Origin of the sequence: Virgibacillus ihumii (genome assembly GCF_902726655.1) — a bacterium.
Lineage (GTDB): Bacteria > Bacillota > Bacilli > Bacillales > Amphibacillaceae > Lentibacillus > Lentibacillus ihumii.
The window spans coordinates 528264-549293 of sequence record NZ_CACVAN010000001.1 but is presented as its reverse complement, the minus strand read 5'-3'; the positions used below and the strand labels follow the sequence as shown (position 1 = coordinate 549293).

General features: G+C 41.9%; 16 protein-coding genes. 2 read left to right on the top strand and 14 right to left on the bottom strand.

All coding sequences use genetic code 11. The features are described 5' to 3' along the window. Positions 1–25 precede the first annotated feature (25 nt). From rsmB to HUX68_RS02635, 9 genes are all read right to left on the bottom strand, one after another. A complete protein-coding gene (rsmB, locus tag HUX68_RS02675; protein ID WP_174613220.1) occupies positions 26–1375 on the bottom strand; it encodes a 16S rRNA (cytosine(967)-C(5))-methyltransferase RsmB in 1350 nt (449 codons plus the stop codon). 4 nt (positions 1376–1379) lie between these two features. After that, positions 1380–2318, bottom strand: coding sequence for a methionyl-tRNA formyltransferase (gene fmt, locus HUX68_RS02670; RefSeq protein WP_174613218.1), 939 nt, complete (start codon positions 2316–2318; stop codon positions 1380–1382). A gap of 15 nt (positions 2319–2333) precedes the next feature. Next, on the bottom strand, positions 2334–4742 hold the full coding sequence (priA, locus tag HUX68_RS02665; RefSeq protein ID WP_174613216.1) for a primosomal protein N': 2409 nt from the start codon (positions 4740–4742) through the stop codon (positions 2334–2336). Then, complete coding sequence (gene coaBC / locus HUX68_RS02660) at positions 4739–5947, bottom strand: bifunctional phosphopantothenoylcysteine decarboxylase/phosphopantothenate--cysteine ligase CoaBC (RefSeq protein ID WP_174613214.1); 1209 nt, start codon at positions 5945–5947, stop codon at positions 4739–4741. The genes priA and coaBC overlap by 4 nt, the downstream gene beginning before the upstream one ends. A gap of 133 nt (positions 5948–6080) precedes the next feature. Continuing rightward, positions 6081–6284: a DNA-directed RNA polymerase subunit omega gene (rpoZ, locus tag HUX68_RS02655; protein WP_174613213.1), complete on the bottom strand. Its 204-nt coding sequence runs from the start codon at positions 6282–6284 to the stop codon at positions 6081–6083. Next, complete coding sequence (gene gmk, locus HUX68_RS02650; RefSeq protein WP_174613211.1) at positions 6281–6901, bottom strand: guanylate kinase; 621 nt, start codon at positions 6899–6901, stop codon at positions 6281–6283. The genes rpoZ and gmk overlap by 4 nt, the downstream gene beginning before the upstream one ends. A 15-nt stretch (positions 6902–6916) precedes the next feature. Beyond that, positions 6917–7177 carry an extracellular matrix/biofilm regulator RemA gene (gene remA, locus HUX68_RS02645; RefSeq protein WP_077326084.1) on the bottom strand — a complete coding sequence of 87 codons (261 nt, stop codon included), beginning with the start codon at positions 7175–7177 and terminating at the stop codon, positions 6917–6919. Positions 7178–7281: 104 nt separating this feature from the next. Beyond that, positions 7282–8190 carry a YicC/YloC family endoribonuclease gene (locus HUX68_RS02640; RefSeq protein WP_174613209.1) on the bottom strand — a complete coding sequence of 303 codons (909 nt, stop codon included), beginning with the start codon at positions 8188–8190 and terminating at the stop codon, positions 7282–7284. Between the two features lie 73 nt (positions 8191–8263). After that, the gene (locus HUX68_RS02635; protein WP_174613207.1) at positions 8264–10918 is read right to left on the bottom strand and encodes a cation-translocating P-type ATPase; all 2655 of its coding nucleotides are present in this window, start codon (positions 10916–10918) and stop codon (positions 8264–8266) included. A 309-nt stretch (positions 10919–11227) separates the two neighbouring features. Here HUX68_RS02635 and HUX68_RS02630 point away from each other — a divergent pair, with 309 nt between their 5' ends. Next, entirely contained in the window at positions 11228–12940 is a 1713-nt protein-coding gene (locus tag HUX68_RS02630) for an Rqc2 family fibronectin-binding protein (protein WP_174613204.1), read from the top strand. A 142-nt stretch (positions 12941–13082) separates the two neighbouring features. On the opposite strand, the gene HUX68_RS02625 is transcribed toward HUX68_RS02630, so the two are convergent. Together HUX68_RS02625 and HUX68_RS02620 are read right to left on the bottom strand one after the other, a co-directional pair. Continuing rightward, entirely contained in the window at positions 13083–13502 is a 420-nt protein-coding gene (locus HUX68_RS02625) for an organic hydroperoxide resistance protein (RefSeq protein WP_174613202.1), read from the bottom strand. Positions 13503–13565: 63 nt separating this feature from the next. After that, on the bottom strand, positions 13566–14426 hold the full coding sequence (locus tag HUX68_RS02620) for a LysR family transcriptional regulator (protein WP_174613199.1): 861 nt from the start codon (positions 14424–14426) through the stop codon (positions 13566–13568). 114 nt (positions 14427–14540) lie between these two features. Between HUX68_RS02620 and HUX68_RS02615 the strand changes: the two genes are divergently transcribed. After that, positions 14541–15302: a class I SAM-dependent methyltransferase gene (locus tag HUX68_RS02615; RefSeq protein ID WP_174613197.1), complete on the top strand. Its 762-nt coding sequence runs from the start codon at positions 14541–14543 to the stop codon at positions 15300–15302. Between the two features lie 193 nt (positions 15303–15495). Here HUX68_RS02615 and HUX68_RS02610 read toward each other — a convergent pair whose 3' ends face one another. The 3 genes from HUX68_RS02610 to HUX68_RS02600 all read right to left on the bottom strand — a co-directional run bounded on the left by HUX68_RS02610 (position 15496) and on the right by HUX68_RS02600 (position 21006). Beyond that, entirely contained in the window at positions 15496–16734 is a 1239-nt protein-coding gene (locus tag HUX68_RS02610) for an IS256 family transposase (RefSeq protein ID WP_425509501.1), read from the bottom strand. Positions 16735–16867: 133 nt separating this feature from the next. Then, entirely contained in the window at positions 16868–19393 is a 2526-nt protein-coding gene (locus HUX68_RS02605; protein WP_174613194.1) for a PBP1A family penicillin-binding protein, read from the bottom strand. A 188-nt stretch (positions 19394–19581) separates the two neighbouring features. Further along, on the bottom strand, positions 19582–21006 hold the full coding sequence (locus HUX68_RS02600) for an aldehyde dehydrogenase family protein (RefSeq protein WP_174613193.1): 1425 nt from the start codon (positions 21004–21006) through the stop codon (positions 19582–19584). Positions 21007–21030: the final 24 nt, after the last annotated feature.

The window sequence follows — 21030 nt, the reverse complement described above, 5'->3', positions numbered from 1 at the left end:
TTTCTAAAGAAAAATCGAATACCGATTATTCATTGTTTTTGAACCGGGTAACAAAAAATCCGTCCGAATTAATGGTATGGGGGAAAATTTGCAACCCTGTTTCCGTACACCCTTCTGTATCACGCAAAACAATCGGTATATCTTCATAAAATCCCGGATCAATCTGATAATTGTCATGGCTCTGCAGAAATGCATTTACAACATCATCATTTTCACGCTTGTCAACTGTACATGTACTATATACCAACAGACCACCTTTTTTCAAAAGAGGGGCCACCTTGTCCAATATAGCTGACTGAATCTGTGCTAACTGTTCAATATCTTTCTCCGTTTTATTGTATTTAATATCGGGCTTTCCGCGAATCACACCCAATCCGGAGCAAGGCGCATCAATCAGAATGCGGTCGAAACTTTCCTGAGCATGCAACTTATCCAAATTTCTGGCATCTCCTTGGTTTGCTTCAATTATGGACAAATGCAGCATAGTTGCCTTTTCTTTGATCAGGTTTACTTTTTTTGCGTGCAAATCGTATGCATTAATAAATCCCTGATTATCCATTTTCTCGGCAATATGTGTAGCTTTGCCGCCTGGAGCACTGCAAGCATCCAACACTTCCATTCCTGGCTCTGCTTTAAGCATTTCAACAGCAAGCATGGAACTTTGATCTTGTATGGTCACATAACCGCCTTTAAACAATTCCGTTTGCAGAATATTACCTTTATTAATAATGATACCCTGATCCGACACCTGAGACGGTCTCAGTTCAAACCCAAGACCGGACAATTCATCCATTGCTGCTTCCCGGGTGGTTTTTAATGGTTGTATTCGTACGGATAGTGGTTTCCGCTCCAGGTTGGCAACACACATTGATGTTGTATTTTCATATCCGTACATCTTAATCCAACGGTTGACAAGCCATTCCGGATGGCTTGTTTTAATGGACAGCCGCTTCGATCGGCTTTCAAGTTCAGCCATGTCCGGTACACCTTTTCGCTGGATACTGCGGAGAACCCCATTTACAAAGGAAGCTATTCCTTTATGACCCCGCTCTTTGCCAATCTCTACTGCTTCGTTAATGACTGCATGATCTGGTACCCGATCTAAGAATTCAAGCTGGTAAACAGACATTCTGAGCAGCATTTGCACCCAAGGTTGTATTTTCTTCTTATTATCAACAAAAGCATTCAGGTAATAATCCAATGTCAATTTTCGCTGAACTGTGCCATAAACGATTTCGGTTAACAGTGCACCATCTCTCTGTGACAAATTTCTTGACTTGATTTCATGATCAATTAATAAATGACTGTACCCGCTGTCCCGGTCAATCCTTAGTAGCAGGTCTATTATAGCTTCCCTTAATTTATATTTCTTCATTACCTTATTCACCCATTTTTGTGCCTTTCTTAATTCGATCCGGTGATCCCTGTAAGTATTGTTTGACAGACATTCTCTTTTTTCCCGCCGGTTGAATTTCAATGATGCGTATGCCCTTCTGATTCCCGCATTGTACAACGAATTCAGCATCTGTCATCTCAACAATTTCGCCTGGTTCGCTATAATAGTTTTTATCAACGGGGGCCCCCCACCAGATTTTCATCACAGCGTCATTATAGGTTGTGAAAGCAACCGGCCAGGGATGCAGTCCACGAATTTGATTATATACTTCCTGATTGTCTTTACTCCAATCGATTCGTTCCTGATTTCGCTTAATATTGGAAGCAAATGTTGCTTGTGATTCATCCTGTTCAACAGCTTTGATTTCATTGGATGCCAGCTTTGGAAGTATCTCCAATAGCAGTTCAGCTCCAGTTTCAGACAGTTTATCATGCAATGAACCAGCATGGTCTGTTGGTGCGATTGAGACCTTTTTCTGTGCCAGCACATCACCTGCATCCAGTTTTTCCGCCATATACATGATGGAAATGCCTGTTACGGTTTTTCCTTGCAGAATGGCAGCATGAATCGGCGCGCCACCACGCAGTTCCGGCAATAATGACGCATGAACATTGATACATCCATATTTTGGCACTTCCAACAATTCCTTTGGCAGTATTTGACCATATGCTGCTGTTATAATCAGATCGGGTTCGAAGGAAAGAATCTTCATATATTCATCCCGCAGTTTTTCCGGTTGATAGACCGGTATGTTTAAACGCTCAGCAGCTTCTTTTACCGGTGGGGGTGTAATAGTTTTTTTTCGTCCTTTGGGGCGATCGGGTTGGGTGACGACAAGTACAATCTCATATGAAGTATCTGCAAGCGACTCCAGGATTGGTACTGAAAAATCCGGCGTTCCCATAAACACAATTTTCTTCAACGGAATTCTCTCCTTCTACATCAATTGGTATGGCTGCATATCCACATGTATCTGTAAATCATTTTTCCGCATGTCTTCATCAAACTGACGGATGATTTTTTTAATTGTTCCTCGCAAGTTTGGTTCACTCTTGTATTTTATCATGCATTGATAGCGATATCTATCTTTCATCCTGGCAATTGGTGACGGGGTTGGCCCGAGTATGACCGTTCCATCTTCAACCTGTTGCTGGAGCAGCTGTGCAATCCGTTGTGCTGTCTGAACAACTGTCACATGATTCTGGTGTGAAACCGTGATTAATGTTAAAAACACGTACGGTGGATATTGGAACGTTTTACGCGTATGCATCTCGTTCCGATAAAACCGAACAAAATCATAATGGCTTGCCAGTTGTATACTGTAATGTTCCGGTGTGTACGTTTGGATAATGACCTCACCCGGAAGATCATGTCTTCCCGCCCTCCCGCTAACCTGTGTCAACAGCTGGAACGTTTTTTCGGAAGAACGAAAATCAGGCAAATGCAGCATGGAATCAGCGGTCAGAACACCTGCCAATGTGACATTAGCAAAATCCAGCCCTTTGGCGATCATTTGCGTTCCGAGCAAAATATCCGCTTCTTTATTGGCGAACTGGTTCAGAAGTTTTTCATGAGCACCTTTTTTTCGGGTTGTATCCACATCCATACGGATCACCCTTGCTTCCGGAATCAACTGCACCAAAGATTCCTCAATACGTTGCGTGCCTGTTCCGAAAAATCGGATCAGATCACTGTTACATGATGGACAGAAAACCGGCATTGGCTCTTCATAGGAACAGTAATGACATTTTAACCGGTTACTGTTTTTATGATAGGTCAGCGCGATATCACAATGCGGACATTCTTTCACATGGCCACAGTCTCGACACATTACAAACGTTGAATACCCTCTCCGGTTTAAAAGAAGAACAATTTGCTCCCCTTTGGCTATACGCTGTTCCATCTTCTCTTTTAATGTTCTGGAAAACATCGATCGATTACCTTCATGCAGTTCATTTCGCATATCCACTATTTCCACATCAGGCATGTCTTTTTCATTGGTTCGTTTACTCAATGTAGCAAGCTTGTATACCCCTTTATGTGCACGTGCATACGATTCGAGCGTTGGTGTCGCACTGCCTAGCACCACCGGACATTTATGTATCTCACCGCGACGAATTGCCACATCCCGTGCATGATAGCGTGGGGTATCTTCCTGTTTATAACTGTTCTCATGTTCTTCATCAATAATAATTATGCCGATATTCTCAAATGGAGCAAATATAGCTGATCTTGCTCCAACTACAACCTGAACTTCTTTACGATGGATACGCCGCCATTCATCATATTTTTCACCACTCGACAAAGCACTGTGCATGACGGCCACATTCGAACCGAATCTTCCTTTAAACCGTTTCACCATCTGTGGGGTCAGTGATATTTCAGGTACCAGCACAATAGCTTCTTTTCCTTGCTTGATTACATCCTGGATTGCCTGCAGATAGATTTCCGTCTTGCCGCTTCCGGTCACACCATGAATTAGAAAGACATCGTGCTGATTGTGCCTGATTGAGTCCCAGATTGGGGTAATTGCCTGACGTTGTTCCTGTGTCAGTTCGAGTTCCTCTGTTTTTTCAAAAGTACTGTCGTCATATGGATTCCGATAAATTTCTTGCTTTGAAGCAGCCAACAGTTGTTTATCCAGTAACGCTTTTATCACAGTTCTGGTTGTCTTCAATTTCCTGATCAACACATTCTGTTCCACATCGTGTGGGTTTTCGATAAAATACTGAAGTAATTGCTGCTGTTTTTTGGCATTACCCGGCAGCTCCTGACATGCTTCCTCAAGCAGATGCGAGGCACGGTTCGGCTTTATCATGGTTATCTGCTTTTTTGTGACCCTTGACTTGACCAGATAATTGACTATGATATCGCCGTCTTGAATTGCCTTTTGAACCTGATAATAGCTTAAATTTGTATCTTCCAGCTCTTCATATGGAACAAAATCACGTCCGGCAAAAAAGGATTCCAATTCCAGGGAAAGTGATTCATCGGTAAGCCGTTCCAATTCCTTTTTATACCGCGCTTTCAATACCTGAGGCAACATGACCTGAAAAGCGGTAATATACAGACTGAGTGTCTCCTCTGCCAGCCACATTCCCAAGTCCAGCAGTTCCCTCGTAAGAACAGGTGTCAGATCAAGCACCTCGTCAATTTCTTTTAATGAATCAAAAGCAGACTCGCTTGTTTCACCTACTACAAACCCCATTATTTTTCTGGGGCCAAACGGCACAATCACACGCATTCCAGGCTCCAGAATGCCTGCATATTTTTCCGGAATCAAATAATCAAAGGTCTGGTTAATCGAACTCGCCGGAACATCAACAATTACCTTCGCAATATTCAAGATGATTCACCCTTCAAATCCCGGGCAATGTAGTTCAAAATGTTACCAGCTATATCCTGTTTGGAAGCCAGTGCCAGATCCTCTGTATGGTTATGTTTATTAATATATGTCACAATGTTCGTGTCACCGCTGAAGCCTGCACCCTCAGCAGCTACATTGTTGACGACGATGGCATCCAGATTTTTCTTCCGCAGCTTTTCCCGTCCATATTCCAATGGTCTGGAAGTTTCAGCAGCAAATCCAACAAGAAACTGATTTTCTTTTTTATCGCCAAGTGTCTGTAAAATATCTTTCGTCCGTTCCATTTCAATTTTCCATTCACCTGACTGTTTTTTCTTTTTCTCGGTAAACGTTTCCTTTGGTCTGTAATCAGCAACTGCGGCAGCTTTAATCACAATATCGCTGTCATTATAATGTTGCAGTATTGCATCGTACATTTCCGCTGCAGACGTAACATTGATTCGCTGAATAGTTTGATTGGAAGTTTCCAGATTACTAGGACCGGCCACCAACGTGACGTCCGCCCCCATATTGGCAGCAGCTTCCGCAAGCGAAAAACCCATTTTTCCTGAAGAACGGTTAGTAAAAAAACGAACAGGATCAATTTTCTCCTGTGTCGGCCCTGCTGAAACCAAGACTTTTTTTCCGGTGAGCACCCGATTACCCGACTGATGATTCGCAACAGCAGCGATAATACTCTCCGGTTCCTCCAGACGTCCCTTGCCTACATAACCGCACGCAAGATACCCGGCGCCAGGTTCAATAAAATGATATCCCCACGACTCGAGCTTCTTCATATTTTCAATCACCGCATTATGGGCGTACATATGAACATTCATTGCCGGGGCGATATAAACACTTGCCTGGGTTGCAAGCATGATGGTCGACAGCATATCATCAGCAACTCCGTTCGCTATTTTGCCGATAATATTGGCAGTAGCCGGTGCGAGTAATACGATATCCGCCCAATCAGCAACATCTATATGCGCAATTTTTTCCGGATCTTTCTCATCAAACGTGTCAATGTAAACCGGATTGCGGGAAAGTGCCTGAAATGTCAATGGTGAAACAAATTCAGTTGCATTCTTTGTCATGACAACCTTTACGTTCGCACCCTGCTGCGTCAGTTTGCTTGTTAATGCACATGCCTTATATGCTGCGATGCCCCCGGAAACACCCAATATTACATTTTTGTTCAAAACCATGTTCCTTACCTCCTGGCTGCGCCCCTCTGTTTTGTTGATAGACGGCTATAGCATCTGTTTCGAAAAGCCACTTTTCTGTTTCTTATCTGTTAAAGAAAACCCCCCGCAAAACAATATCAGCGAGGGTCTCTTCTTACTTCGTATCTTCTTTTACTTCCAATTTCTCAGCGATAACTTCTTCCAGTGCCTTGCCGACGTACTTATGTGATTTTGGATTTTCAACCAATGTTTTCTCGGTCTCACGTATTTGGCGGGCACGCCTTGCTGATAAGGTTACCAAAGTGTACTTGGAATTGATTTTTTCCAGTAATTCGTCAATTGACGGCTCCAACATCATGATAATTCATCCTCCAATAACTTTTTATATTGTTTGGCAATCCGGTCACGCCTGCAATGTTCGCTCTGGATAATGGACTTCACTTTATCAACAGCATTTTCCACATGATCATTTACAACAACATAATCATACGCATCCATCATTTCTATTTCATTTCTGGCTTCCTTCAATCGGCCCAGAACTTTTTCATGTGTTTCCGTACCCCTGTTGACAATACGATTTTTCAGTTCTTCAAGGCTTGGCGGAAAGAGAAAGATGAACACGCCCTCAGGAAAATTCTCCTTAACCTGCAATGCACCCTGTACTTCAATTTCCAGAAAAACATCATGTCCGGCTGCCAATGTCTCCTCAACATACTTCCTGGGAGTGCCATAATAATTATTGACAAATTGAGCATATTCCAACAGCTGGTTTTCTTTAATTAATGTTTCAAATTCTTCCCTGGTCTTATAAAAATAGTCGACACCATCTTTTTCACCAGGGCGTTTTTCCCGTGTAGTCATTGATATCGAATATTTCAGTTCATTCTCCTGTTCAAACAGCTCACGCCTGACCGTTCCCTTGCCGACACCGGATGGCCCGGAAAGAATAAATAAAATTCCCTTTTCTTCTATCAAATCAGTTCCTCCTATTTATTCATCAGAAATTTCTTCATGACTTAATACACGTTGTCCGACAGTTTCAGGTTGTACCGCTGATAAAACAACATGGTCACTATCCGTAATGATGACAGCCCTTGTACGACGTCCATACGTTGCATCCACCAGTTTATTGTTATCGCGGGCCACTGTAATAATTCGTTTAATTGGTGCAGATTCAGGTGAAACAATGGAAATCACCCGGTTCGCAGAAACAACATTTCCAAACCCTATATTTATTAAACGTAAACTCAAGTTTTCTCCCCCTTATTTGTCCAGCATGGTGTCTATTTCTCTGTAGAGATAATTATATTTTAATATGACTATTATAAATTTAATGGATTGCAAAAAACAAGTAATTACTCAATATTTTGCACCTGTTCTTTTATTTTTTCAATATTGCTCTTTAATGAAACAATTTGCTTCCCTATTCTGGAATCGGTAGACTTGGAACCTATCGTATTGGCTTCCCGGTGCATTTCCTGGATAACAAAATCCAGTTTTCTCCCAATTGCACCTGGCTGATGAATGATTTCAAGAAAATGATGAACATGGCTTAACAATCTTGTCAGTTCCTCAGCTATATCACCTTTCTCCGCAAGCATTGCAATTTCCTGATCTATACGTGCCTGATCGACCACCATATTCTCCCCGATGTAACCCTGCAGACGTTCCTGAATCCGGTCATGATACTCCACCGTTACAATTTCCCGGAGTGATTGCAGTTGATATACCGTATCCTCTATTGTCTTTATTCGATTATGCAGGTCGCGGAAAAGGAAATCACCTTCTTTCTGGCTCATATCCTTCATCTTTTCGCATGCACCGTGGACACCTGTCAGAATTATATCAAAAAATACATCAGATTCCATCTCAACTTCCTGTACCGTCATCAAATCCGGTATGGCTGTTATGATGGAAGCGGGAATCTTACCCTCTAATTCATACTGCTTTTTCGCCTGATCAAAATGGTCCATATACTGTGCCAGTAAATCCCAGTCTGTCTTCAATTCCTTTTGAATCATTCCATCCCCGTCAATATTGATGTATACATCCAAATGCCCGCGCTGAAAATAGGATTGGAGCACCTTTTTGATTTGTTCTTCCATAAATAAAATGGTGCGGGGTGATTTCACCGCTATATTTAAAAATCGGTGGTTTACGCCTCGAACCTCGACGGTTACTGCCGTATCACCGCTATGTATAACTTCGCGTCCGTACCCGGTCATACTTCTTACCATACCCATCACTTCCGTAATCTTTATCATTGACCTTATCATTATAGCAACAATTAGGCATTAGAAAAACCCTTCTTTTATGGAAGAAGGGCTAATCTATATCTTACTTTTTCGTAAAGCCAAACAGGACAGTCGGCAGTGAGCTTAACACCAGGATCAGCATCCAGTCTCTTATCCCTAAAAAAGTTGTATGAAAGATCGGCTGCAACGGCTCCCAATAGATCACGCCAAGCAAAAGAATCAAGGATGAGAGCACCGCCAGCACCAAATATATATTTTGAAACGGATTCCGGGCAAAAACGGATTTTTCACTGCGGCAGTCAAACACATGAATCAGTTGTGCCATTACAAGTGTAGTGAACGCTACGGTCTGCCCGTAAACCAATGATTCCTCTGTTCCCTGATACGTCAACATAAATGCTGCAAGTGTAATGGCACCGATTAATATCCCCCGACTGACTATTTTAAAACCAAGCCCCCGCGAAAAGATGCCTTCTCTGGGATTTCGCGGTCCCCGATTCATGACATCATCCTCTGACTGATCCAACCCCAGCGCCATTGCTGGCAGTCCGTCAGTTACTAGGTTGACCCACAAAATCTGGACGGGCACCAGCGGCAATGGTAATGCCAGCAGCATTGCAAAAAGCATCACAAGTATTTCCCCAACATTTGAAGCGAGCAAATACCGGATAAACTTGCGTATATTTTCGTAAATATTTCTGCCTTCAATAATGGCATCCTTGATCGTTGTAAAATTATCGTCCATCAATATTAATGAAGATGCTTCCTTGGTCACATCGGTTCCGGTCCGTCCCATACTAATGCCAATATCACTGGCTTTTATCGCCGGTGCATCATTTACACCGTCACCTGTCATAGCAGCAACATGTCCGTTTTCCTGATAAGCCTCAACGATTTTCAGCTTGTGCTCCGGTGTCACCCGTGCGAAAACAGATACATCATCAATTACTTCCCGGAGATCTGTTACGGACATCTGATTAAGCTGATATCCGTTCAGTACCATCCCATCAGCAGGAAGTATGTTAAGATTTTCGGCTATTGCACGTGCGGTTTTTTCATGATCCCCGGTAATCATCACCGTTTTAATTCCGGCTTCACGGCACTCATTTATAGCCGTTTTCACTTCTTTTCTCGGTGGATCCATCATCCCATATAACCCGACAAATGTTAATCCATTTTCCAGCACGGCTGCTTCTTCATTACTATCAGCAGGAAGCGGCTTCATCCCGATAGCAATAGTTCGCAATGCTTTCCGAGCCATTCCGTCAATTGCATTCTCAATTGTTTGTTTATCTGTTGAGTGCATCAACTTTCGACCTTCATCACCCAAGTAAAATTCCGAACGGGGCAGCAGTACTTCCGGTGCTCCTTTTGTAATTAAAAACCGCATTTTATTCTTGTCTTCAATGATCATGCTCATCCGTTTACGGGTAGAATCAAACGGAATCTCTTTCACAACCTTATATTGATCATAAAGGACGTGTGACAGACCAAATTTTCTGGCTGCAATCAAAAGTGCCCCATCTGTCGGATCCCCGTCTATACTGTATTTCCCTTTTTTCATTTGCAGTGACGCATTATTACAAAGCATCCCATACAACAACATGGTATTTAAGTTAGGGAAATCATTGTCCACTTTTTTATCATTGAAAAAATAATCGCCCTGAATGGAATACCCGTCACCGGTTACATACAGATGCTTGTCATTTACATATAGTTCCTTCACCGTCATTTTATTTTCGGTTAGTGTCCCAGTTTTATCGGAACAAATAACCGATGCACATCCGAGTGTCTCAACTGCTGAAAGCTTTCGGACAATCGCCTTCTTCCTGATCATCCGCTGTACACCCAATGATAGAGCAACTGTTACGATTGCCGGCAGCCCTTCCGGTATCGCAGCAACTGCTAATGATACCCCCGCCAGAAACATGTTATAAATCGGATGCCCCTGATATACACCGACAACAACGACTAAGGCAGTCAAAATCAATGCGGCAACAATCAGGATTTTTCCAAGCTCTGCAAGTTTCCGTTCCAATGGCGTAATTGTTTTACTTGTGCTCGTCATCAGTGATGCAATCTGTCCCATCACTGTGTTCATGCCAGTCCCAACAACAATTCCGACACCTGAACCGCGCGTCACCAATGTACCCATAAAACCCATATTGACCTGATCCTGTGCATCCAGCCCGTCTTTTCTGATTGCTGATGCATGTTTCATCACGGGAAGCGATTCACCGGTTAACGCAGATTCTTCGGTTTCCATACTATTTGACTTGGTGATTCGTATATCAGCAGGAATCCGATCACCACTATTAATTCGAACAATATCCCCAACCACAACGTCACCGGAAGGAATTTTTATCCACTCGCCCTCACGCATGACATTGGCAACAGGGGCGGACATTTCTTTCAGTTTGGCTAGTGACTTTTCAGCTTTTTGTTCTTGAAAATAACCAAGAAATCCATTGACCAAAACAATTACCATAATCGCTATCGCATCCACAAATTCCTCAAGAACTCCTGCAATCAATGTTGCTGCAAGTAAGACAAGTACCATAAAATCCTGAAACTGTTTCAAAAAAATCAACCATCGGGAAACCTTCTTTTCCATCTGCAGTTGATTTACGCCAAATTCCTTCCTGCGCTTGTCCACCTGCTTTTCTTTAAGACCTGATCCCGTTGTAACATGTAGTTTTTGTTCAACCGTTTCTGCATCCAATTGATACCAATTCATAGCTCATTCCTCCATATCCATCCTGATACGATCGAAAGTAAATCTCTATAACGATATCTATGCAGACCTGTCCCAAATAATGCTATAATTGGTAGAAAAGCGGTGACAAACGGTTTTTGCCGTAAGACTTGTATACTCTCAAGCATTTAGCTGCCTCACCACGAAATGCTTGCGGTTGATATTTTGCTTCATACGGTTGATACTTGATCCCGTATGATTGATATTCAAGAAGAGTACAACGATAATGGAATCTTCCATATAGCATATATATGTTGCGAAAATATAAATACAGAACTTTGAGGTGATCTAATGCCGTTCGATGGGATTGTTACTCGAGCAGTAACGCATGAATTAAATCAAAAAATAATACCGGGAAAAATCACTAAAATATACCAGCCGACTTCCACGGAGTTGGTGTTCACAGTACGCAGCCAAGGACAAAATCATACCCTGCTTTTATCAATTCACCCTGTCTATGCACGCTTTCATTTGACGGATGATACATACAGAAATCCAAAAGAACCTCCGATGTTCTGTATGCTGCTACGGAAAAATTTATCTGGTGCGATCATAGAAACAATCGAACAATTTGGGATGGAACGGATTATTACGTTTCGCATCAAAACAAGAAATGAGCTTGGCGACATTACCAACAAAACAATCGTGCTGGAATTAATGGGAAAACACAGTAATTTTATGCTCATTGATGCAGACAAAGGACATATCCTTGATAGTTTAAAACATGTACCCGTATCGCAGAACAGTTACCGGACTATCCTGCCCGGCCAGCAATATATTCTGCCGCCGAGTCAAAACAAACTGAATCCGCTGGACATTGATGGCTCCACCTTCGTAAAAAAGCTGGACTTTAATGCCGGAAAAATGGATAAGCAGATTGTCCAGAACCTTACAGGTATATCACCGCTCATTGCCAATGAGATCATTCATCGGACACAACTTGGTTCGCAGCAGGCATACAACAGTGCATTTGAAAACATACAGGCACTGATTGACAATCATCACTATTCACCTGCCATTTATCAGCACAAAAAGGAAGCATTTCACGTATTGCCGATTACTTTTTTGGAAGGCCAGAAAAAAGAATTTGCCACCACGAACGAAATGCTTGATGTCTTTTATTCCGGAAAAGCGGAACGGGATCGTGTCAAACAACAGGCCAAGGGCTTATATCAATTTATTAAAAATGAAAAAGATAAGAACGAACGAAAACTGAAAAAACATGAAAAAACATTAAAAAAAGCAGCTGGCGCGGAGAAGTATCAACATCTCGGCGAACTGCTTACGGCTAACATGCATCAGGTAAAACAGGGAGACGAAAATGTCCAGGTAATCGATTATTACGATCCTGAACAAAAGGAAATGACGATAGAACTGAATCCAAATAAAACACCAAGCGAAAACGCCCAAAGTTTCTTTAAAACATACCAAAAACTAAAGACATCCAAGCGCAAGGTAAACTCAGAAATTAAAAAAGCAAACAATGAAATTGCCTATTTGGACCAGCTGCTTCAGCAAATTGACACAGCACGCGAGACAGACATTGAGGAAATCAGGGATGAACTGCGTGACGAAGGTTATCTGAAAAAACAAAAACAGGGGAAAAAGAAAAATAAACCGGCTAAACCTGTACCGGAAAAATATACATCCTCTGATGGAACACCAATGCTCGTCGGAAAAAATAACAAACAGAACGAGTATGTAACGATGAAACTTGCACATCGCGATGAATTCTGGCTCCATACTAAAGATATCCCAGGCTCACATGTCGTCATCCGCTCCAAAGAACCAAGTGAGGAAACATTAGTGGAAGCGGCACAGCTTGCAGCATATTTCAGCAAATCACAGCAATCGTCTTCGGTCCCGGTGGACTACACAAAAATTCGCCATGTCCGAAAACCAAATGGAGCAAAACCGGGATTCGTCACGTATGATAATCAGAAAACATTGTTTGTAACACCGGATAAAAATGTTGTAGCTAAACTTAGAGGATCAAAAGCTTAAAATAAATGATATTGAAAACGCAGAAAATCTGATCTGCGTTTTCATCTTTTTATAAGGTCAACCTTAATTTGTACTTTCTGACGTTACAAAAAAATCAGGACACCGACCGATTGTAATCAATGTCCTGATCCATCTTTTATGATTATACCGCTTTAGGATTTAATGTAACATCAATATTTCCCCTGGTAGCTTTGGAATACGGGCAAGCCTGATGGGCATCTTCAGCCAATTTGTCCGCCTCATCCTGACTGACACCTTTAATATTAATGTTCAAGGTTGCTGCGATTTTAAAACCACCATCGTCAGGATCTTTACAGAAACTTACATCTGCAGTAGTTTCGGAGTCAATATCTTTTTTTTGCTTTGATGCTACTAAATTAAGTGCACCGTCATAGCATGCAGAATATGCTGCTGCAAAAAGCTGCTCCGGGTTCGAACCTTTATCTTCTTTGTTACTAGCCGGATTAACCAAATCCAAGTCTATTAATCCGTCTTCAGACTTAACATGTCCGTCCCGACCATTTTTCGCTGTTGCGCTTGATGTAAAAATTATTTCACTCATGTATAATCACTCCTTGATATCTGATTATATAATGAGTGTTCCTTTTATGAAAAAAATTAAACATCACAGGAACTTTTCATCCAGCAGTGCCTTTATAAATTCATCAACCTGTGGCAAATTGCGAACCCCGTCCTGATAACATACCCATGTGTCCCTTGTTACTGGTTCCCCGCCCAGTTCCATCGATATGTGCGGATATTGTTCCATCATCGAATCAGATACACTTTCAGGCAACACTGCCATCCCCAACCCCTCTTTCATGAACTGTTTACACGTTTCAATCTGATCCACCCGTATGTTTTTCACCGGCTTCAGCTGATCCTGATGGTAATAGAGCCAATTATCCACCTGTTCATGCATACTGTCATCACTTTTAAACGAGATAAGTGGCCGTTCTTTAAGTTTGTTTTTCGGAAAGGGTTCGGTATCAAATATATATAATCGATCATCAAAAAGCGGTTCACTTACGGTCTCCTTCAATTTTTCACCACGGATAATGGATACATGATACTTTTTATGACCCTTTTTGATATCTTCACTGATCCCTGTGACAAGATCAATCGCCACTTTCGGAAACTTTTTAGTGTATTTGGACAAAATTGACGGTAAAAACCGCTGACTGACAAGTGTGGAACAAGCAATTGACAGTGTACCCTGGACTTCATGACTGGATTGTGAGAGCGAATTTTTGATGATTTCTTCGCGATTGATCACTTCTTTCGCATGCGTTAAAATCATTTCACCGGCAGGAGTGGGCATTAACCGTTTGGATGTTCGGATAAAAATCATCTCACCGAAGTATTCCTCAATATATTTTAACCGCTGGGTAACTGCTGGCTGGGAAATTAAAATTGCCTTAGCCGTCCCCCGAATCGTCCCTACCTCATTTAATTTCAGCAATAATTCGTAATCCTCAATTTTCATACTAAACGCCTCTTTTGATAATTAATTGTTATTACTTTTGATTATAAACGAATATTATATTTATTGCATGTACTTCGATATGATTAAAGTATCTTTTAATTTGGAGATGATAATATGTCTGAAAAGGATAATGTAAAACGGGTATTTTCTAAAAACAATGATGCGTATGTAACAAGTTCCACCCATTCCACTGGAAAAGATTTATCATTAATGATTGACTGGTTGAATCCGGATTCTACAGAACACGTCCTTGATATCGCCACTGGCGGCGGCCATGTCGCCAAAAAACTGGCACCCCATGTAAAGCAAATCACTGCTACTGATATTACAGAAGCAATGCTTACTAACACTGCGGAACATTTACAAGACTTCAAAAATATCAGTTATCAGGTTGCTGATGCAGAAAATTTACCATTTGAAAACAATGCGTTTAATATTATCACATGCAGAATTGCAGCACATCATTTTCCCGGTCCGGAACTGTTCATCTCTGAAGTGTACCGCGTTCTAAAACCAAATGGTAAATTTCTGTTCATCGATAACATCGCTCCCAAAAATAACACGTATGATATGTTCGTTAATTCATTGGAAAAAATGCGTGACTACAGCCATGTTCGATCACGGTCAATATCGGAATGGAAGAAACTATTAAAACAAAATGACCTAAAAATCAGTATGGAGACGATGAGAAAGAAGGTTTTGCCGTATAAGGAATGGGTACACCGGACATTGGAGGAAAAAGACAAAATTAAAGAAGTAAATGAGTTCATTTTGAACGCGTCCGCTGATATACGTGATTATTTCCAGGTTGAATTTAAGGACAGTAAAATAAGCTCTTTTGCCATTGATGAATGGATGGTTTTAGTGGAAAAATAACTAAAATGAGATTACCTCACAATGTATTCGGAGGTAATCTCATTTTGTATATCAATGGTTGGGTTGTTCAGCAGCGCCGCCCAGAAAGTTGATAATCCAGTGCTTTTGGTATAATAGAGAGTTTCATTATCAGAGATTTCAATTACACGATTATAAACTTAGGGTTTGTCAAATAAAGTGTGTAAGTCATAACTTACTCAAGATATTTTAAGACCCTGTCTTTGAAATGATCATGTACAAGAAGCTGGTTCATAACCATAGCCCAGTTCCGGAGATGTCCGCCATCCCATTTGTCTTCCAGTTCCCGAATTCGTAAAAACAATAGTTTTAACAGGGCATTCTCGTTGGGGAATGCTCCTTTTTTCGTTACTTTTCGAAAGCTGGAGTGGATACTTTCTACGGCGTTTGTAGTATACATGACTTTGCGTATGGCACTTCCATAATCATAAAGCTGTTCAACATGATTAAAATTTCGTATCCAAACATCAATCGCCCCCGGATAGGCAGCCCATTGTTGTTTAAAGGATTCAAAGGCACTGTGACAAGCTTTTAAACTTGGTGCACCATATACCTTTCTTAATGCTTGAGTAAATGGCTTATAATCCTTGCTTGGAACGTATTTTACAGAATTACGTATCAGGTGAACCATGCAGCGTTGAACGACAACGTTTGGAAAAATGGCTTGTGCTCCTTCCTCCAATCCACTGACACCATCCATGGAAATAAAGAAAATGTCCTCCACTCCTCTGGCTTTGATTTCATCAAAAATCTGCATCCACTTATGCTTGCTTTCTGTTTCATTTAGCCATAGCCCAAGTATTTCTTTTGTTCCCTCCATGGTGTAGCCAAGAATCGTATAGACGGCATATTTCTTTGTCTCATATTGGTTCCGGATAGTCGTATACATGCAGTCCACAAATACGAAAGCATAACAGTTACTTAAAGGCCTCGCCTGCCATTCTTCCAAATCAGGTAATACACTGTCTGTAATGTCCGAAACCATGTCATGGGAAACCGAAAAACCATAGATATCTTCCACCGTGGAGGAGATATCACGTTGGGACATTCCACGGGCATACATGGCTATCACCTTGCTTTCAATAGCCGAAACATCCTTTTTCCGTTTAGGGATAAGTTTTGGATTAAATGACCCGTCACGATCCCGAGGGACTTGAATATCCAATGCACCTGAACTGGTATGAATGTTTTTCTTACCATATCCATTCCGCCTGTTCTCTGTGTCCTTTTCGGCTTTATCATTCGATTCATACCCCAAATGATGATTCATCTCTCCCTTTAACATAGATTCAAACATGGGTCCAAATATATCTTTTAGGGCGTCCTGCATATCTTCAACGGACTTTGGCTGGTATTCTTCAATAATCTTGTTCGCTAATTCTTCGGAGTAAGGATTTCTTTTCGGCTTTGCCATAAAAATCACTCCTCTAGTCTAGTAATTCTATTTTACCAAATAAAAAAACTGTGTGAGTAAGAACCGTACGCATTCCTACTTACACAGTTAATATTACACTCCCTAAACTTATATTTCTCGCTTTTCTAACCGATTAAGTTTCCTTGCCATCCCTCTCCTTTTTCCCGTTCCCTTGTTTGTTTTCTTCATTATTATGTTCATTATTTTCTCCGGTTTCACCCGGGATATCGTCATCATGGCTACTATCATGACCTTCTGTTTTTTCTTCTGAATCCGAACTGTCCTCCTGTTCGCTTTCATCATCGGGCTTAGGGGGATCTTCTTCCTTTTTGTTTTCGTCTTGCTGATGGTCGTTATTCTGCTCATCATTCTGTTCTTGATTTGCACCCTGATCTTTATTATTTGAATCTTCCTGGTCTGTTGGATGTTCTCCCCCCAGTTGATTTTTCCTATCTTCCGAATGCTTATTTTCTACTTCTGATTTTTTGTCTTCCGATTGTTCCTTTTTCTCCCGGATCACAGAATCATCCGTCGGGTCTTGCTCAGAAGCATCTTCCCTTTTGTTTTCCGCAGACAGGTCTGATTGTTCTTGTACTGTACCTTCTCTTTCCGGTTCCTCTTCCCTCTGATTGGCAGAACGGGAACTTACCTGCTTTGCTTCTTGAACATAAAGCGCATCTCCCGAGACAACAACGGAATCCGGTCTTTCAAAATCTGGTGTATTCGGGTTTGACAGGCTTCCCATCAATTTTTGAAAAATCTCTTTTGCTATATCCTCAGATCCGTTATAACGAATATAGTGAATACTGTCGCCATCTTCAAATTTCGGATAACCGGTCCAAATCGCTGCACTGTATTGTGTGGTGTAACCGACAAACCATGAATCAAGCAAGCCATCGCCAATGTTATATTTTTCTCTCAGATGCTCAGGAATGTTGGTAGATCCCGTTTTCCCCGCTACCGGAACCCCGGGTATAGCTGCTGCGGTTCCCGTTCCGGAGTTTATCACCGTTTTCAGCATATCGGTAATCATATAGGCCGTGTAGTCATGCATTGCCGGAGCAGAATCGAGATCCATCTTTTTTTCATTCCCATTCTGAAAAACAATTTTCGTTACCGTATAAGGCTTATGATAGATTCCCCCATTTCCAAACGCTGCATAGGCACCTGCCAGCTGCAACGGTGTTACCCCGGACGAGAGACCACCTATCGCTGCAGATTCAAAGACCGGCTTTTCAAGTTTTATTCCAAGCTTTCCCGCAAAAGCTGCTGCCTTCTCTGTTCCAACTGCCTGAAATGTCTTCAGCGCCGGGATATTCCGAGACCATGCCAAAGCCTGGCGTATCGTCATTTCTCCCCAATATTCACCATCCCATTCATGAATCGGAGTACCGTCACTGTAAGCATAAGGCTCATCAACAAGTCTATGGGCAGTTGACCAGTTTAAGTATTCAATTGCCGGACCGTAGTCGATAATCGGCTTGAATGTTGATCCTGGTGGATTTTTTTCCTGAGTGCCGTAATTCGTGTCGCCAATCGAAAGAAAATCTCTTCCGCCGCCAACTGCCCGAATCGCACCAGTTTTTGTATCGGTCAACGCAATTCCGGCTTCAAATTGTTTATCCGGATAATTGATCTCATCCGATTTCAAGAGGCGATACACCTTTTTCTGAACATCAGAATCCAAAGTCGTATATATTTTTAATCCGCCTTGATAAAACTGTTCATCCGAAACAATCTTTCGTTCCACTACCAATTCGTGATAAACCTGATCAACGAACGCTTTATAAGGTTGATCCTGATCACGGTTCACCTTTTTTTGTTTCATAACCAGCTGCTTAACAGGAACCGATTCTGCTTTTTCCGCTTGTTCCTTAGTTATAGCCCCGGTAACCACCATCGCATGTAAAACATCGCTACGACGATCTGCCGCTCTTTCGGGATATTCGAACGGGTCGTAATAGCTCGGAGCATTCGGTAAACCGGCAAGCAAGGCCATTTGCGAGACATTGAGCTGGGACAAGTCTTTTATACCAAAATATGTTTTTGATGCCGTTGCGATTCCGTAAGCCCCGTTGCCATAATAGATATTATTCAGGTACATCTGTAAAATTTGTTGTTTAGAATACTTTTGTTCCAACTGAACTGCCAGATACGCTTCTTTTATTTTTCGGGTCAATGTTTTTTCAGGCGACAATACCGTTCTTTTTACAACCTGCTGGGTTATGGTACTTCCGCCTTCAGAGCCCCATCCTTCTTGTATATTGGCAATCAATGCACCTGCAATACGACGTATATCAATGCCATTATGCTGGTAATAACGTCTGTCTTCAACTGATGTTACTGCTCGTTTCATCTTATCCGGTACTTTCTGTATATCAACTTTAATCCGGTTTTGCTCCTTGAAAAGTGTAGTGACTAATTCTCCGTCCTTATCAAAAATTTGTGACGAAAAAGGAGTTTGCAGCTTGCCCGGCGACAGTTCCGGTGCATTCCGGATGATTGAAAAAATCCAAATACTCCCCGCCAATATTGTCAGCACCATCACCACGAGACAATATAGTATTACCTTTTTAAACAGAACTGCTTTCCTTTTATTCCTTTCAGGATTAGATACTCCTTTTCGCCGTTCCATACGTGACCGATAATCCCCCGACATGAACATCCTTACCTCCCACAGTGAATTTCCCATATCGATCATATGCGTATAGTCTGCAAAGTATCATTAGTTTTTCAAGTAACACAACTAAACGAAATATTCAATTAACTAGCATTCCGATCTTAATCTCGTATATCCACAATTATATAAAAAAAGACCGGGCGGATGCCCGATCTTTTTATTACTTGTTAAGATGGAAGTCCCATAATGGCTTTAGCTTCAAGATATTCTTCAATCCCAAAGTCACCCCATTCGCGTCCGATGCCAGATTGTTTAAAACCGCCAAAAGGTGCGGAAAAATCGGTTGGGGCAGAATTGACTCTGATCTGACCAGCGCGGATTCCTGATGCCGCTTTTTGCAATGTCTCAGGATCTTCGCCGACTACATAACCCGCAAGACCATAAATGGTATCGTTCGCGATTTCGATTGCCTCATCCAGCGTTTCGTACGGAATAATAGTCGTTACCGGCCCGAAAATTTCTTCCTGGGCAATCGTCATATCATTGCTGACATCCGTGAATACGGTTGGTTTTGCAAAATATCCCTGCTCCAGTCCATCAGGCTTGCCTGTACCGCCAATGAGGACTTTTGCACCTTCATCCATGCCTTTCTGAATGTAGCCTTGGACACGATCCCATTGTTTTTCCGCAACAAGCGGACCAATCTTATTTTCTTGTTTGGGATCTCCGACAGTCAGTTTTTCTACAGCTGCTTTAACTTCCTCTTCAAATTGCGGTTTCATTGTCTTCGGCACAAGCACACGGGTAGCTGCCGTACAAACCTGACCTGTATTATTGGAGATGTTTGCTACAGCAATTTTAGCAGCTTTATGAACATCAGCGTCATCCAGCACAATCAACGGTGATTTTCCACCCAATTCCAGTGCAACTTTCTTAATATCTTTCGCCGCATTCTCCATCACTTTTCGTCCCGCGACACCGGATCCTGTGTAGGAGACAAAATCAATGTCCGGATGGGAACTGATGCCATTGCCAACCCCTTCACCCGTACCATTCACAAGATTAAACACCCCTTTTGGAAGGCCTGCCGCTTCAAAAATATCTGCCAGAATCATCGCCGCATAAGGGGTGATTTCTGCCGGTTTTAAGATGACGGTACTGCCTGCCGCAAAAGCACTTGCAATCTTGGTTGAGGTCTGGTTGGTTGGAAAATTCCACGGGGTAATCAAGCCGCTGACACCAATCGCTTCTTTGACAATCGTTGATTTATCCCGTTTTTCGGTAAATGAAAAATTCCGAAGCTCCTCAGCTGCTTGTTTGAAATGGGAGTAGCCCATCATATAATGAACTTTTTCCGAGAGCTTGAGTGGTGAGCCCAACTCCTCTGTGATAACTTCTACCAGATCATCTTTGCGTTTTTCATATTCGTCTGCAATTTTCTCCAACAATTCTATCCGATATTCTTTAGAAGTTTGCGAAAAAGATGGAAAAGCGTCTCGCGCTGCCCTGACAGCCTTATCTAAATCTTCCTGCGTCCCCAGACTGATATGACCCATAACTTCCTCTGTAGCTGGGTTAATCACTTCCATCGTCTCTGAACCAGACGAGTCAACCCATTCGCCATTAATATAGTGTTTAAGATAATCACGCATTAGACATATCTCCTTTTATTTATT